At 67.7% G+C, this 15,445-nt stretch carries 13 protein-coding genes; 8 read left to right on the top strand and 5 right to left on the bottom strand.

Translation table 11 applies throughout. The features are described 5' to 3' along the window. Positions 1 to 5 precede the first annotated feature (5 nt). Positions 6 to 2,603, bottom strand: coding sequence for a LuxR C-terminal-related transcriptional regulator (locus ABD301_RS17655; RefSeq protein WP_344311348.1), 2,598 nt, complete (start codon positions 2,601 to 2,603; stop codon positions 6 to 8). Between the two features lie 2 nt (positions 2,604 to 2,605). Further along, on the bottom strand, positions 2,606 to 3,442 hold the full coding sequence (locus ABD301_RS17650; protein WP_344311347.1) for a 3-methyladenine DNA glycosylase: 837 nt from the start codon (positions 3,440 to 3,442) through the stop codon (positions 2,606 to 2,608). 57 nt (positions 3,443 to 3,499) lie between these two features. On the opposite strand from ABD301_RS17650, the gene ABD301_RS17645 reads away from it, so the two are divergent. The 4 genes from ABD301_RS17645 (at position 3,500) to ABD301_RS17630 (ending at position 8,574) form a co-directional block, all read left to right on the top strand. Next, positions 3,500 to 6,553, top strand: coding sequence for an AfsR/SARP family transcriptional regulator (locus tag ABD301_RS17645; RefSeq protein WP_344311346.1), 3,054 nt, complete (start codon positions 3,500 to 3,502; stop codon positions 6,551 to 6,553). Positions 6,554 to 6,647: 94 nt separating this feature from the next. Next, complete coding sequence (locus ABD301_RS17640; RefSeq protein ID WP_344311345.1) at positions 6,648 to 7,244, top strand: NADPH-dependent FMN reductase; 597 nt, start codon at positions 6,648 to 6,650, stop codon at positions 7,242 to 7,244. Then, positions 7,234 to 8,025, top strand: coding sequence for an alpha/beta fold hydrolase (locus tag ABD301_RS17635; RefSeq protein ID WP_344311344.1), 792 nt, complete (start codon positions 7,234 to 7,236; stop codon positions 8,023 to 8,025). Before ABD301_RS17640 ends, ABD301_RS17635 begins: the two co-directional genes overlap by 11 nt. 9 nt (positions 8,026 to 8,034) lie before the next feature. Beyond that, a complete protein-coding gene (locus ABD301_RS17630) occupies positions 8,035 to 8,574 on the top strand; it encodes a dihydrofolate reductase family protein (protein ID WP_163569119.1) in 540 nt (179 codons plus the stop codon). Between the two features lie 66 nt (positions 8,575 to 8,640). Here the strand turns inward: ABD301_RS17630 and ABD301_RS17625 are convergent, their stop codons facing one another. After that, complete coding sequence (locus ABD301_RS17625) at positions 8,641 to 9,207, bottom strand: TetR/AcrR family transcriptional regulator (RefSeq protein ID WP_344311343.1); 567 nt, start codon at positions 9,205 to 9,207, stop codon at positions 8,641 to 8,643. A 38-nt stretch (positions 9,208 to 9,245) separates the two neighbouring features. On the opposite strand from ABD301_RS17625, the gene ABD301_RS17620 reads away from it, so the two are divergent. Beyond that, positions 9,246 to 10,721 (top strand): cytochrome P450, encoded by a 1,476-nt coding sequence (locus ABD301_RS17620; RefSeq protein ID WP_425551958.1) that lies wholly within the window; start codon positions 9,246 to 9,248, stop codon positions 10,719 to 10,721. On the opposite strand, the gene ABD301_RS17615 is transcribed toward ABD301_RS17620, so the two are convergent. Further along, positions 10,713 to 11,813, bottom strand: coding sequence for an SPFH domain-containing protein (locus ABD301_RS17615; RefSeq protein ID WP_344311341.1), 1,101 nt, complete (start codon positions 11,811 to 11,813; stop codon positions 10,713 to 10,715). The two genes, ABD301_RS17620 and ABD301_RS17615, sit on opposite strands and share 9 nt — an antisense overlap. Positions 11,814 to 11,945: 132 nt before the next feature. Here ABD301_RS17615 and ABD301_RS17610 point away from each other — a divergent pair, with 132 nt between their 5' ends. Beyond that, positions 11,946 to 12,743, top strand: coding sequence for an AIM24 family protein (locus tag ABD301_RS17610; protein ID WP_163569117.1), 798 nt, complete (start codon positions 11,946 to 11,948; stop codon positions 12,741 to 12,743). Between the two features lie 12 nt (positions 12,744 to 12,755). After that, positions 12,756 to 13,655, top strand: a complete 900-nt coding sequence (locus ABD301_RS17605; RefSeq protein WP_163569116.1) for an AIM24 family protein — start codon at positions 12,756 to 12,758, stop codon at positions 13,653 to 13,655. On the opposite strand, the gene ABD301_RS17600 is transcribed toward ABD301_RS17605, so the two are convergent. Beyond that, the gene (locus ABD301_RS17600) at positions 13,618 to 14,508 is read right to left on the bottom strand and encodes a hypothetical protein (protein ID WP_163569115.1); all 891 of its coding nucleotides are present in this window, start codon (positions 14,506 to 14,508) and stop codon (positions 13,618 to 13,620) included. The genes ABD301_RS17605 and ABD301_RS17600 overlap by 38 nt on opposite strands. Before the next feature lie 176 nt (positions 14,509 to 14,684). On the opposite strand from ABD301_RS17600, the gene ABD301_RS17595 reads away from it, so the two are divergent. Then, positions 14,685 to 15,445 (top strand): C1 family peptidase (locus ABD301_RS17595; RefSeq protein WP_163569114.1); only part of this gene is annotated, 761 nt, incomplete at its 3' end.

Here is a 15,445-nt window from a genome sequence, read left to right as displayed (position 1 = left end):
GACCACTAGGTTTCTTTCGGTCGAGGGTTGAGCAGGGTCGCGAAGTCGGAGCGGTTGGTGGTGCCGAGTTTGGTGCTGGCGCGATAAAGGTGCCCCTCGACCGTACGCACCGAGACGGCCAGCCGGTCGGCGATTTGTTGGTTCGACAGGCCCTGTGCGGCCAGGCTGACGATCTCGCGTTCGCGGCCGGTGAGGGGGAGCGGGCGGGTCGCGGCCAGCAGCGCCGGGGTACGGGCGCCGCCGCAGTCGGCGGCCAGCCGGTCGGCTCGGGCGATCGCCTCTCGGGCGGATTTTCCTTGCTCGTATGCCACCGCGGCCTGCGCGGCGGCGTCGGTGGCGGCCACCAGGTCGCCGATCTTTTCCCACTCATAGGAAGCGGCCAGCAGTGCGTCGCCGTCGTTGGCCGCCAGGGCGAAAGCGTGTGCGGCGACGGCCGCGCCGCGGGGACCGTCGGCCACCGTGGCGAGGGTGCCGAGGCGGCCCGCGACGGTGTCATCGCCGAACTGCAAAGCGGTTTGCAGAGCCAAAATCTCCTGCGCGTGCCGGTCGTCGGCGCGGGCCGTACGCGCCGCGTCGTGGGCGAGTGCGATCGCCGCGGTGACGGTGCCTTCGGCGGCCGCCACCCAGGCCCGGGACAGCTGCAGGTCCGGCTCGAACAGCACCATGACCGGATGCGGATTCGCGTCCAGCTGGGTCAAAGCCTCCCGGGCGGCGGCGACCTCACCGAGCTTGGCGAGCGCCTCGACCAGGCCGGTCAGGCACGCGTTCTGGTAGCCCGCGGTGTCGGTCAGCAACCCGGCCCGGCCTTCCCGGAGCCACCGGACGGCGACTGTCAAGCGACCCCGAAAAAGTGCGGCGAGGCCCATCAGGGTGGCGCCGTACGCCTGCGGGGTGCCCGGGATCTCGCCGCCGCGGGAGCGTCGCTCGATCGCGATCTGCTCGGCTTTTTCCAGATATCCGGCCATTCGCAAGGTGAAGACGTGCGTCATCGCGAGGCCGAGGCTGGGCACCGCGCAGTCGAAGGAAACATCGGCGGCCGCGTACGCGCGATCGCCGGCCGGCAGTGCGGTGTCGGCTTGGCCCAGGACCGTGAGGCCGGCGACATAGCTGTACGACGTCATGACCAGTGGCTGGGCCGGCAGTCCCGGCGTGGCCAGCGCGATTTCGGCTTCACGAATGACATCCCGTGGCCGTCCTAAGTGGACCTGGAAGGTGCATCGGAGGCCGATCAGGGCTTGCTGGCCGACCTTGTCGGTGACCGCGGCCAAACCGGCCTCCAGCACGGCGATCGCCTGCGTCGGCCGGCGCAGCGCGTAGAAAAGGTTGGCGGCGCGCGGAAAAGCGGCCCGGACCCGCTCCTGGTCGTCGCTCGCGATCTCGGCCAGCCGAACGTACTCGGCGTCCGCCGCTTCGCCGCGGCTCATCCACGACAGCGAGTCGGCCAGCGTGAGCCGCGCAAGATAGCCGCCGCCAGCGGCCACCGCGGCGCGGGCCAGCCGTTCGGCGAGCGGTAGGTCCAAAAGTGCGATCGCCGCGCCGGCGGCCGTGGTCAGCAGCGCGGGGTCCGGGGTGAGGTCGGAATCCAGCACGAGGACCGCGCGGCGCAGGGTGTCGTCGGCGCGGCGGCCGCCGGCGTCGGCGAGCGCGGTGGCGATCGCGCCGCGCAGCCGGCGGGCGCGCAGCTGACCAATGCCGTTTCGGCGTACTTCCCCATAAAGCGGGTGCGCAAGCCGCGCCTGCCGCCGGTGACCGTCCTGCTCGATGCCCACCAGGCCGGCCGCTTCCGCCGTCCGTACGGCTGTTTTCCCCGTCAGGTCAACCAGAAGTTCGGTGCCCAGCGGCTCGCCGAGGGCGAGCACGTCGACCACCTCGCGGGCCTGGTCGGTGAGGCCGCCCATTCTGGCGCGTACGAGTTCGGCCAGTACGGGCGAGACTCCGGCCGCGCCAGACCATCGCCACACCCCGCCGACATCGACCAGCCGGCCGGCGTCCAGCTCGCCAAGCACCAGCTGCCGCAGGAAAAGCGCGTTCCCGTGCGTCATCGACCACAGCTTCGCGGTGCCATTGCTGTCCACTGGGCCGCCGAGCGCGGCCGCCACCAACTCGGCGGTGGCTGCCTCGGGCAGCGGCTGGATTTCCAGCCGTGGCAACAAACTGCCCTCCCACAATGCCGTCACGGCGGCCGGCGCCGGCTCGCCGGTGCGGACGGTCACGATCACCTTGGCCGCGCCGGCGCCCACCAGCTGGTAAAGCACCAGCGCCGACAGCTCATCCAGCAAATGGGCGTCGTCCACGCCGACGACCACGTCCGTGCCGGCGGCCAGCGCGTCGGTGGCGTGTCGTAGCAACTGTGCGGGATTTCCGTCCGTCACAGAGATAATCGGGCTGAGAGCGCCCAGTGGCAGGCCGCGTGCGGAGGCGGACGCGAAGGCCCAGCGGGTGGTCGAGCCGCGGCGGGCGGCGGCCTGCAGGACTTCCCGCGCGAGCCGCGTCTTGCCCACGCCGGCCGCGCCGGCCAGCACGATCCCGCGCTGGCGGCCCATCGCGTCGGCGACGAACTCCCACTCCTTCGACCGCCCGACGAGCGGCCATGCCGCTGGCATGTCTAGACCTCCGAAAACGTGATCAGCCGGTCGCGCAGCGGAGCCGCCCGCTCGGCCAGCGCGCCCTGCGCCAGCGCGTACTCCCGGCGACCGGCCGGTGTTTCGATGTGGACCGGCTGGTAACCGTACGCGCTGAGGTCGTACGGCGAGGCCCGCATGTCCAGCTCCCGGGCATCCATCGCCAGCCCGAAGCAGTCCAACACCAGCTCGGACGGCGTCAGCGGAGAGAGTGTGTACGCCCATTTGTAGAGGTCCATGGTGGCGTGCAAACAGCCCGGCTGTTCATTGTCCACTGTGGACTCGCGGGTGAGCTGGATCGGATTCAACGGCCGAGCTTCGTCAGTAAAGAAACGGAAAGCGTCGAAATGGCTGCATTTCATCGGCAGTGTTTCGACGACCGTGTCGGTGCCCTCGGAGCCGAGCCGCAACGGCACGTACGAGTGTCGCCGGTCGGCTGGCTGCCGGTAGACCATCGCCCACTCGTGCAGCCCGGAGCAACCCAGCCGAGGCGGCCGGCCGGCGGTCGCCTTCAGCAGCCGGTGGACATTGCGAGCCGCCGTGAGCTGCCGCTCGGGCAGCGCTGCCGGATCCACCGATACCCCTTCTGGCCTGCGGACATAGCCCGCAGTAGCGAGGAATTCGTCGGCGTTTTCCAGGACCGCGCCGGCGCCGGGATGCCAGCGGCGCAGCTTGCCGGGGCGAAGCGAGTAATACGTGAACAGGAAGTCGAAAACCGGGTGTTTCTGCTGCCGCCGGGAGCGCTCGCGGTGACCGGCCGTCAGCGCGTCGACGGCGCTCTCGTAGGCCGCGCGCCGCGCTCGCCACTCCTGCTCCTGCACTCGTCCAGCGTATGCGATCGGTAAATCACCAGGTCGGGGACCGGTTATGGTGGGCCGGTGAGATTTGGAGTGCTGGGGCCGCTGACGGTCTGGACGACCGCCGGTGACGTCGTGCAGGTGCCCGGCGCCAAGGTTCGCGCGCTGCTCGCGGTGCTGTTGATCGCGCAGGGCCGGCCGGTGTCCGCGGACCGGCTGGCCGAGGATCTGTGGGGCGACCGACCGCCGAGCAATCCCGGCGCGGCGCTCGCCGTCAAGGTGTCGCAGCTGCGCCGGGTGTTGGAGGACGCGGAGGCCGGCGGCAAGGCGTTGGTGGTGTCCGGACCGGCCGGGTACGCGTTGCGCTCGGATGAGGTCGACGCGCTCCGGTTTGTTGCCCTGACGGAGAAATCCGGCCGTACGGACGCGATCCTCACGGAGGCGTTGGAGCTGTGGCGCGGGTCCGCGTACGCGGATTTCGTCGATGAGTCTTTCGCCGGCCCGGCCATCGCGCGGCTGGCCGAGCAGCGGCTGACCGCGCTGGAGGATCGAGCGCAGGCGCGGCTCGCGATGGGGCAGGACGCGGCGCTGGTCGGCGAGCTGAGCGATCTGCTGGCCGAGCACCCGCTGCGCGAGCGGTTGCGGGCCGCGCACATGCGCGCGCTCTACCGCTCTGGCCGGCAGACCGAGGCGCTGGACAGTTTCCAAGAACTGCAAGAAAGGCTGGCTGAGGACCTCGGCCTGGATCCGAGCCCGGAGCTGTCCGACCTCCGGCAGGCCATTCTGACCCAGGACGCGGGCCTTGAGGCGCCCCGGTCCAGCGGCAATCTGCCGGCGCCGCTGGGCGAGCTGATTGGCCGCGACGACGCGATCGCCCGGATCCAGGCCCGGCTGGCCACCGACCGGCTGGTGACGCTGACCGGCCCGGGCGGGGTCGGCAAGACGCGATTGGCCGTACAGATAGCCGGTGAACTGGTAAAACGCTTCACTGGCGGGGGCTGGCTGGTGGAGCTCGCCGGCTACCACCAGACCTGCAGCGACGCGCTCGCGGACGTGGTGATGAACGCGTTGAGCGTCCGTGACACGTCCGGTGACACGCAGCGCTCGGTCGACCGGCTCGCCGCCGCGCTGCGTGAGCGGGAGCTGCTGCTGGTGCTGGACAACTGCGAGCACGTGATCGACGAGGCCGCCGAGCTGGTCGATGCGGTGTTGCGGGCGGCTCCGGGCGTACGAGTGCTGGCCACTAGCCGGGAGCCGCTGGCGTTGCCCGGCGAGGTGGTCTGGAATGTGCCGCCACTGGAAAATGCCAGCGCCGTCAGGCTTTTCGCGGCCCGTGCGGCCGCCGCGTCGCGGGATTTCGCGCTGGACGAGGAAAACGCTGGCCCGGTCGCGGTGCTGTGCCGCCGGTTGGACGGCATTCCGCTGGCGCTGGAACTGGCCGCCACCCGGGTGCCGGCGCTCGGCGTTCAGGGGCTGGTCGCCCGGTTGGACGACCGGTTCCGGCTGCTCGCCACCGGGCATCGCGGCTCGCCGCCGCGCCAGCAGACCCTGATGGCGATGATCGACTGGAGCTGGGAGCTGCTCAGCGAGCCCGAGCGCCTGGTGCTGCGCCGGCTGGCGGTCCATCCGGACGGCTGCACTGTGGAGGCCGCCCGAGCCGTCGCGGACTTGCCCGAGGACGAGATTTTGGAGCTGCTGGGCCGATTGGTCGATCGCAGCATGGTGGTCGCGGTGCACGGCCCATACGGGCCACGCTATCGAATGCTGGAGTCGGTCGCGGCCTACTGCCAGGACCGGTTGGCCGATGCCGCCGAGCTGCCGGCCCTACGAGCCCGCCAACAGCGATATTACGTTGCCCTGGCGGAAAAAGCCGACCCGCTGCTGCGCGGTCCAGATCAACGCGAGTGGCTGGAGCGGCTGGACGACGAGGCCGCCAACTTCCGCGGCGCGCTCGATGGCGCGGTCGCCGACCAGCACGGTGAGATGGCCGTACGACTAGCTACCGCGCTCACGTGGTACTGGTTCCTGCGCGGTCGTCTGACCGAGGCCAAACGGTTCTTGCGGACCGCGCTGTCGGTTGCCGACGACCCGGTCGCATTCGCTTGGTACACCGGATTTTCTCTTCTGCAGGGCCAAGAAGGTGACGTCGAGGAAGCGCTGGGGCAGCTGAAGGGCCAGCCGCGGCTGCGCTGGTTCCTGGTGTCCAGCCAGACCGCCGGGTCGCCGGGCGGTGCGTCGCTGGCCGAGGCGATGGCCGGCCTGGAAGCCGACGGCGACTGGTGGGGGACCGCCGCCGCGCTGCTCACGCGAGCCAAATTCGCGCACGTACGAGGAGATCTCGACGCGATCAAGCGGGACGCGACTCGGGCCAGTCGGCTGTTCGCGGACCTCGGGGACCGGTGGGGTCAGCTGCAGGCCAACGAGTGGCTGGCCGCGCTGGCCGAGTTGGTCGGCGACCACCGGCGGGCCGCCCGGCTGCACCAGGAGGCGCTGCCGATCGCGCAGGACCTTGGCCTGTGGCCGGACGTGGCGACCCGGCTCGGCTGGCTGAGCTGGATTTCCATGCAGACCGGGGATTTCCCGCAGGCCATCGAGTTCGGCGGGCGGGCGCTGCGGCTGGCCACCGAACAGAATTCGCTGCTTGGCCAGATCATGGCCAGGACCGGTCTTGCGTATGCTGGCCGCAAATCCGGCGACTTCGCGCTCGCCGAGCTGCATCTGAACCAGTTGCTGGACCAAGCGCGGGACGAGGGCACGCCGATCTACTTGTCGATGGTCCTGGTCGAGCTCGGTTTCCTCGCCGAACAGCGCGGCGAAGCGGCGGCCTCCCGGGCGCTGCACCTGGAAGCCCTTGAACTAGCCGAAAAAATGGATGCGCCGCGGGACACCGCCTGGGCCTTGGAGGGGCTCGCCGGCGCCCTCGCCATCGCCGGTGAGCAGACGGCGGCCGCCCAGGTGCTGGGTGCCGCGGCGGCCGCTCGTACGGCCGCTGCCATGCCGGCCGCGCCGGCCGAGCTCATGGACGTTGACCGGATCACCGCCCTCGCCCGCGAGGCGCTGGGCGACAAGGCCTTCGAAGAAGCCTTCGAGGCCGGCCGCGAACTCACCCCGGCGCAGGCTCGACAACTGGCCTGACCTGCGGTTCCGTCGCTTTCGAAGGTGACGGTAAGGAAACCGTAAACCGCTGCGGTCAAGCTGTGTCCAGCGAACGAGCCAGGAGGTGAGACGGATGTCAGGGAACGCCAAACTGCGGCTGGTGGTCATCATTGGCAGCACTCGGCGCGGCCGTTTCGGCCCTACCGTCGCCGAGTGGTTCACCGGCCGGGCCGGCCGGCGCGGCGACCTGGAGGTCGATGTCGTCGACCTGGCCGTCACCCGGCTGCCCGAAGTCCTCACCGATGTGGACGAGGAGCTGCCGGTTTCGGTGCGAGAGCTCGGATTCCGGCTGGCTGCCGCGGACGCGTTCGTGGTGGTGACACCGGAATACAACCACAGCTTCCCGGCGCCGCTGAAGACCGCTCTCGACTGGTTCTATGAGGAATGGGCCGCGAAGCCGGTGGCTTTCGTGGCGTACGGCCGGGAATCCGGTGGTCTGCACGCGGTTTCCCAGCTGCGACTCGTCTTCGCGGAATTGAACGCTACCGCCATCCGGGCCGCGGTCACCCTGCCTGACTACTGGGACCTATTCGCCGCCGACGGCAGCTGGCCGAAGCCGTCCGCGGCCTGTCACACGATGGTGAAAACGATGCTCGACCAGCTGACGTGGTGGGCCTGCGCGCTGCGCGAGGCCCGTGCCCGGCAACCATATTTCGGGAGTGAGAACTGATATGTACGCCACTGTGAATGGCCTGAGGATGTACTACGAGGTCCACGGACGTGGAGACCCGCTGCTTCTGCTGCATGGCGGCGTCTCCACTATCGAGACCTCGTTCAGCAAGATTTTGAGCGTACTAGCCGAAAATCACCAGGTGATCGCGGCCGAGCAACAGGGACACGGCCGGACCGCCGACCTCGACCGCCCGCTTTCGTACGAGCAGATGGCCGATGACACCGCTGCCCTCCTGCGGCACCTGGACCCCACCTCCGCGGATGTCCTGGGCTACAGCAACGGCGCCGGCCTCGGTTTGCAGCTGGCCGTCGATCACCCCGCACTGGTACGAAAACTGGTGATGATCACGCCGGCATATCACCTGGGCGGCTTCCATCCGGGCTTTATGGACGGGCTGGCCGACCTCACCGCGGCGGCCTTGGACGGCACGATTTACCAGCAGGCGTACGCGAAAATCGCGCCGCGCCCGCAGGACTGGCCGGCTTTCGTACAGAAGACCAAGATCATGGACCAGGCTTTCACCGGCTGGACGGCGGAGCAGGTGCGCGCCATCGCGGCACCGGCCCTGGTGGTGGTCGGCGACTCGGACATCGTGACGCCCGAGCATGCCGTCGAACTGTTCCGCCTCTTCGGCGGCGGCGCGTCGGGCGACGAGGTCGGGCTCCCACCGTCCCAGCTCGCCATCCTGCCCGGCACCACCCATCTGTCCATTATGGACCGAGCCGCCTGGCTCGTCCCGATCGTCGAGGAATTCCTCGCCGTTTCTCCTGTCAAGTAAGGAACAATCATGGGAAAGATCACCGCTTCGATTTACGTCACGCTGGACGGCGTGGTGGAGAGCCCGGCCTGGACCGGGCCGTATTTCAACGACAAGGCCGGCGAACACGCACACGAGCTGCTTTTCGCCAGCGACGCTCTGTTGCTGGGCCGGCTGACGTACGAAGGCATGGCGAAAGCCTGGCCGACGATGACCCACGAGGGTGAGTTCGCCGAACGAATGAACAGCATTCCCAAGCATGTCGCCAGCTCCACTCTCACCGACTTCGAATGGAACGCGACCGGCATCGCGGGAGACGTGGTGGAAGGCGTAAGGGCGCTGAAGGAATCCGACCAGGACCTCCTCATTTATGGCAGTGCCGGCCTCGTCAACACACTGTTCCCACACGGCCTGATCGACGAATACCGGCTCTGGCTCGCGCCGGTCGTGCAGGGCACCGGACGGCGGCTGTTCGACGAAGGTATCGACCCGACCACGCTGGAACTGATCGGTACCCGTGACCTCGGCTCCGGCGCTCTCGTCCTGTCTTACAAACCCGCGGAGAAGTAGGTCTGCTGTACGCGAATGTAACGATACGGCTCACAAAGCCGAGCCGTATCGTTACATTCGAAGAGTCTATGTTTCCTGGAAACCGACGGCGGCCAGCAAAGTGCGGGCGCACAGGTCTCGTACTTGGTCGCGGGTGAGGTCTGGATTGTCCAGCCAGTCCAGGCAAACCGACTCGATGAAGGCCAACCAGCCCCGCACGGCGATCCCGGCGGTGGCGTTGCTGGCGCCAAGGGCGGCCACGATCCGGCGCTCGTGGGTGGCCAGCGTCTTGTCATAGATGGCCCGGATTTCCTCGTCCACGTTGATGGCCGACCGGTGCATCAGTTGGAAACCGATTTTGTGGTTCTGCGCGTAGTCCAGATATGCCTCAAGCCCGGCATTCAACTGCAGAGGCAACGGCAGTCCAGGGTCGGGCGCGGTCAGCCGCAGCAACCGCTCGACCTCGACCTCGACGACGGCCATGAAGAAGTCCTTTTTCGTGGCGAAGTAGTGGTAGAGCAGGCCGCGTGAGACCTGGGCGATCTCGGCGACCTCCTCGATCCAGACCTGCTCGTACGGCCGGCTGGCGAACAGCTCAGCGCCGATGGCGATCAGCTGTCGCCGCCGGTCCTGCGTGCTGAGTCTGGTACGCACCTTCGGAACTCTACTTGACACGGGTTCAGTACGGGCGAATGCTGACACTATTGGAATTGAGTTCAATAGTGGGGAGTGGAGCTGTGGACACCACCGGGTTGCCGCACCCGCCATGGCGGATCCCGTTTCTGGGAGATCTGATCGGGGTCCATCCGCGGACTCCGGTGCAGGACACCCTCCGGTTCGGCCGCGGGCTCGGGCCGATCTTCACTCGGAAGTTCTTCAGCCGCCCGATCGTGATCGTGCAGGGTGCCGACCTGGTGGGCGAACTGGCGGACGAGAAGCGGTTCGCCAAGCACGTCGGGCTCGGCGTACGAGAGCTCCGCCAGATTGGCGGCGACGGACTTTTCACCGCACATAACGACGAACCCAACTGGCAGCGGGCGCACGACATCCTGATGCCAGCGTTCACCCAGAAATCCATGCAGGGCTATCACCCGGTGATGGTCGACGTGGCCCGCCAACTGACCGCCGCCTGGGATGCGCGGGCGGGTGGGCCGCCGGTGGATGTGGCCGCGGACATGACAAAGCTGACGCTGGAGACCATCGGCCAGACCGGTTTTGGCTACTCTTTTGGGTCGTTCGACCGATCGGAGCCGCATCCGTACGTGTCAGCGATGGTCGGCGCGCTGCGGTTCGCCCAGCGGCAGGTTTTCTACCTGCCGGGGATCAGTAAGATCCTGGGCCGGAAGGCGATCCAGCGCAATGCCGTCGACCTCGCCACCATGAACGCGCTGGTGGACGACGTGATCGCCGAGCGCAGCAAACCCGGTGCTGGGCAGGCGCAGGACCTGTTGGGGCTGATGCTGTCCGTACGCCATCCGGAGACCGGCGAGCGGCTGGACCCGCTGAACATCCGCTATCAGGTGCACACTTTTCTGGTCGCTGGCCACGAAACCACGTCTGGTGCGCTGTCTTTCGCGCTCTACTATCTGACTCGGCACCCGGCCGCGTTGGCGCAGGCGCAGGCCGAGGTGGACCGGGTGTGGGGCGACGACCCGGAGCCGGACCCGACTTTCCAGCAGGTGACCAAACTCCGGTACGTCCGGCGGGTGCTCGACGAGTCGTTGCGGCTCTGGCCAACGGCTCCGGCGTATTTCCGCGAAGCACGCGAGGACACCGTCATTGGCGGCCGGCTGAAAATGAACAAGGGCGACTGGGTCATCGTGCCGCTTCCCTTGCTGCACCGCGATCCGACCGTCTGGGGTGACGACCCGGAGGCCTTCGAGCCGGACCGTTTTGCCCCTGGCCGCGCGAAAGAACGGCCCCCGCACGCGTACAAGCCTTTCGGCACCGGGGAAAGGGCGTGCATCGGACGGCAGTTCGCCATTCACGAGGCGACGCTGGTGCTCGGGCTTCTGCTGCATCGGTACGAGCTGAAGCCCGATCCGGGCTATCAGCTGCGGGTCACCGAACTGCTCACCGTCAAACCTGCCGGGTTCACCCTGGAAATCAGCCGCCGCGACCGGTCCAGGGACACGGCCGCGGCGGCGACTGCCGAGTCGTCAGCCTGACGCGGTGCCGCACCCAGAGCAGAACCGGGCGCCGGTCGCCAGCTCGGTGCCGCAATTAGTGCAGTGCGGCGAGGTGGCCGTCAGCTGGCCCCCGCAGCCCATGCAGAACTTCGCGCCCGGCGGATTGGTCGCCTGGCAGGAAGAACAGGCCGTTCCGGTGCCGGCGGGCTGGCCGGCCGGAGCTCCCGGCGGGGGACCGGCGTAGCCGCCGGCGGCGACGAATCCGGTCGGCGGGGGAGTGCCCTGCACCGGCCCCGCGGCCGCGGCCGCACCGGCGCCCAACCCGGCCGCGAGGAACGCGCCGCCGACGGCGTTTCCGCCCTTCGCCATGCCCTGCCCGGCGCCGAGCGCCATCTCACCAGCCGCGTACTGGTTGAAACTGCCGGCCAGCCGCGAATAACTGGTGTCCTTCGCGAGGGTTTTGAGCTGTGCGGCGTCTTCCGGCGCGAGGTTGATGTCGAAGTTGCCCATTCGGGTCAGCGCCACGCCATACGCCTGCAGCTGGTGGTTCGCGCCACCGATGACCGCCTGCTCGATATCGGCCGAATAAGCCATCAAACCCAGAATCGGCCAGCCGTTGCGGACGATCTGGGTGGTGATGTCACTGCGCATCACCTTGAGCACCTGGTCGCTGACCCAGCTGGCGATCTTGTTGTTGTCTCGTACGTCCACCGTGCTGACCAGGTTGGTGATCAGCCGGACCGGGTCGACGACGCGCATCGCGTAGTCACCGAAAACCCGGAGGGTGACGATCAGGCCGGTCTGGGCGTCCTGCACCTCGTCGATCCGGCCGCCGAAGGTGAAACCGGTGAATTCCCGGGTGCCGACGAAATAGAGCTCGGCCCGATACGCGCGACCGGCGGTCGCCGCGTCGATCAGGATGCCCAGGCCCGGCAGCTCGTCCGCGTCGACCTGGTGGCGTCCGGGTCCCATTGTCTGGACGACCCGGCCGGTGTTGACGAAAAGCGCCATTTCGTCGGCATTGACGATTGCCTGGGTGAAACGACGGATACTGATGTCCGGCCACTTAAAGACAATTTGACCTTTGCGGTCGTCCGGAACCGCGATGAACTCCCGCCCAAAAATTGCCACTCCGGCCTCCACTGTGTCCCGTTGCGCCCACCATACAACTCCTCGGCTATACATATGCGGCTGGCAATTGGTTGCTAGCGTTTCCCCGCGGCCGGGTATGGCGGGGGTCGCCGGGGTGAAACGGAGGCGGGCGTGGATCGGATCGAATGTCAGTGGTGTCACAGCCAGAATCCGCCGGGTGCGACCAGTTGCGTGACCTGCGGTGCGCCGCAGGACCAGCGCGACAAGGTCAGCGACTCCGGATGGCGGGAGGCGCCCCGGCTGCGGGACATGACCGAGTTTCGGTTCTCCCAAAGCACCTGTCAGGTGGAGGGCGAGCTGGTGCCGGTCGCCGAGCTCAGCCTAGGCCCGCAGGACTGGGTGTATTTCGAGCACCACATCCTGCTGTGGAAAGACGAGCGGGTGCCGCTGACCGCGATGAACACCGGCGGTGGTTTCAAACGTACGCTCGGCGGCATTCCCTTTGTGCTGTCCGTGGCGCAGGGCCCCGGCCGGGTCGCCTTCTCCCGGGACGCGCCCGGCGAGATGGTGGTCCTGCCGTTGCACCCCAACCAGGAACTGGACGTGAGAGAGCACGCGTTCCTGGTCGCAACGGGCAACATTTCCTACTCCTTCGTGCGGATCAAAGGGTTAGTAAACCTGTTGCATGGGGGCAACGGGATGTACATGGACCGGTTCGTGGCCGCGCAGCTGCCAGGCCTGCTTCTGCTGCACGGAAACGGGAACGTCTTTGAACGAGTGCTCCGTCCGGGTGAAAAAATCATGGTCGAACCGGGGGCATTTCTTTACAAAGACTCGACCGTCCAGATGCAGGCCTTCCAAATGAACGTCAAGACCGGCCTGCTGCGACACGGCATGTATCTCGCCGAGATGACCGGTCCGGGACGAGTCGGTATCCAGTCCATGTACGTGCACCACGGCTCGGACTGAGGGGGCTGATAGATGAGTACCCCCAGTGTTTCCGCCTACACCTGCCGATACTGCCGGCAGGCCAGCGACGCGAGCGGCGAGTCGTGCCCGCACTGCGGCGCGCCGGTCGACGTACGACGCGCGATCAGCAAGTCCGGCTGGGAAAAGCAGCCCGGCATCAAGGACATGGCGAGGATCCAGTTCGGCCGGTCGCACGTGCAGATCGAGGGCACCACCGTGCCGGTCGCCGACTTCACCCTGGCGCAGAGCGAGTGGATTTACTTCTCGCACCACAAACTGCTCTGGGCCGAGCCCAACGCGCAGCTGGCCGCGATGAATCTCGGCGGCGGGTGGAACCGCGTGCTCGCCGGACTGCCACTGATCATGATGCAGGGCCAGGGACCGGGCCGGATCGCGATCTCGGACAACCACGCCGGCGAGGTGATCGCGCTTCCGTTGCAGCACAACCAGGCCGTGGCCGTACGCGAACACCGGTTGCTGGTCGCCAGCGGAAATGTCACCTACACCTGGTCGGCGGCCGGAGTGTGGTTCCAGACCGGCTATGGCGACGATCGCGAAATGCACTACCCGATGGGCGCGTATGGGGACATCTTCACCGCCCAGCACGCGCCCGGCCTGTTGCTCCTGCACGCGCCCGGCAATGTCTTCTTTCGGGATCTGGAACCGAACGAGACGTTGCTTATTCAGCCGACCGCGCTGCTTTACCATGACCTGTCGGTAAAAATGCACCTGCATCTGGAATATCCGCGGACCGCCGGCATTTCCTATTACTCGTCCAGGGCCTACGACTACCGGCACGTCTGGCTACGGCTGCTTGGCCCTGGCCGGGTCGCCGTCCAGTCGATTTTCGAACGGCCGGAAACGCACGAGGTGATCAGTCGGCACTCGTACGCGACTCGCCGGAGCTGGTGATGCCCCGAAGGTCGGCGGTCAGCGAGGTCAGCTGACCGGTCGCGTACTCGTCTCGCACCGAGCCGGCCAGCAGTTCGGTCGTTTGCTGCTCCGGCAGCTCGGCCGGCTGTTTGGCCGGTAATTCGGTGGACACCGGGTGGTGCGGCTTGACGGCGTCCAGTTGGTCCGCATACGCGCCAAGGGCAGTGACCCGCTCGATCAGCGCGTCCGTCAATGCCGCGGGCAGCGGCGTTTTCGCGGTGGCGAGCGTGAAGGCCTGCTGGTCGATGCCGTCCAGCTCGGCCCGTAGGTCGAGCTGGAGCCGGTGCTCGTCGAGGGTGTCCCTGTGCCACGCCGGACTGGCCAGAATGCGGCCCACGGCCAGGCAGGCGGCCGACACCAGCCGGCGCTCCGGGCCGGCGGACAGGGTGGCACTCCACGGCTGGCCGGAATGCCATGACCGAGCGCGCTGCCAATCCCGGCGCTCGCGCGCCGAAAGGCGCAACGGGTCGCGCAGAACGTAAACTGCGGACCAAACCGCGGTCACGGTGGTGGCGATGGTGCCGCTGCCGGCGAGCGCGATTCCCACCCATCCGCCGGCCACCGCGAAAACTCCGGTGGCGGCGGCGCAAAGAAATGCCACCGTGCCGGCCGGCACGACCACTCGGTGCCACTGCCGGCCGCGCGGATGATCCGAGAGAGCCAGCTCCTGGCCCGATCGGGCGCCGAGTTTCGCGGCCAGCTCGGCCGCCGGCTCGGTCAGTGGCGCGACCGCGTGCAGGCTCGGTGGCAGCAGCGGGCTTTCCCCGGAATCCTCAGCAAATGCCGCAAGAATGCGGTTTTGCCGGTCGACGATCGGCTCCCATTCATGCACGAGCGGCTGATCTCCTTCCGGGCTTCGGTGGCGCACTATAGGGCACATTGCCGAGTGCTCTCGGTCACCGGACCAAGGCATTCGGTAGTTGCCCACCGCAGGAGTTCCACACTAGCTCGGAAAGCACCCACCACCTCGCATTCTCACGTTCTTCTTTCCTTTACCGGAGGTGTCAGATGACCCGCCCGATTGCCGGCTACGGCTGGATTCCGGATCTACCCGATTTCCGCGACCTGGAGTTCACGGTCGCCGACCTGGTGGCCACCGCGCTGCCGGCCAGCGTCGATCTTCGCGAACACTGCCCGGCCGTGTACGACCAGGGCCACCTGGGTTCCTGCACGGCCAACGCCATTGGCGGTGCCCTGCAGTTCGACCAGATTCGCCAGCAGGAGACCGATTTCGCGCCTTCCCGCCTGTTTATCTACTACAGCGAGCGGGAAGTCGAGGGGACCGTCGGCAGCGACAGCGGCGCGATGATCCGGGACGGCATCAAATGCGTGAACAAGTTGGGCGCCCCGCCGGAGACGGACTGGGCGTACGACATCACCAAGTTCACCCAGAAGCCGCCGCAGCAGGCGTACGACGACGCCGCGAAGCACCAGGCGCTGAAATACCAGCGAGTCACCCAAACGGTCGATGACATGAAGGGCTGCCTCGCTTCCGGGCTGCCGTTCGTGTTCGGGTTCTCGGTCTACGAGAGCTTCGAAAGCCCGGACGTGGCCAAGACCGGTGACGCGCCGATGCCGGCCAAGGGCGAGAAACTGCTCGGCGGGCACGCCGTTCTCGCGGTCGGCTATGACGACGCGACGAGCCGTTTCCTGGTGCGTAACTCGTGGGGCGACGGATGGGGCCAGCAGGGCTACTTCACGCTGCCGTACGACTACCTGACCCACCAGGGCCTCGCCAGCGACTTCTGGGTCGTGCAGTCGGTCGAGTA

The sequence above is a fragment of the Fodinicola feengrottensis genome (assembly GCF_039530045.1).
GTDB classification, from domain to species: domain Bacteria; phylum Actinomycetota; class Actinomycetes; order Mycobacteriales; family HKI-0501; genus Fodinicola; species Fodinicola feengrottensis.
Note: the sequence above shows the minus strand (reverse complement) of the source record. Positions and strands in the feature narration are given on the sequence as shown.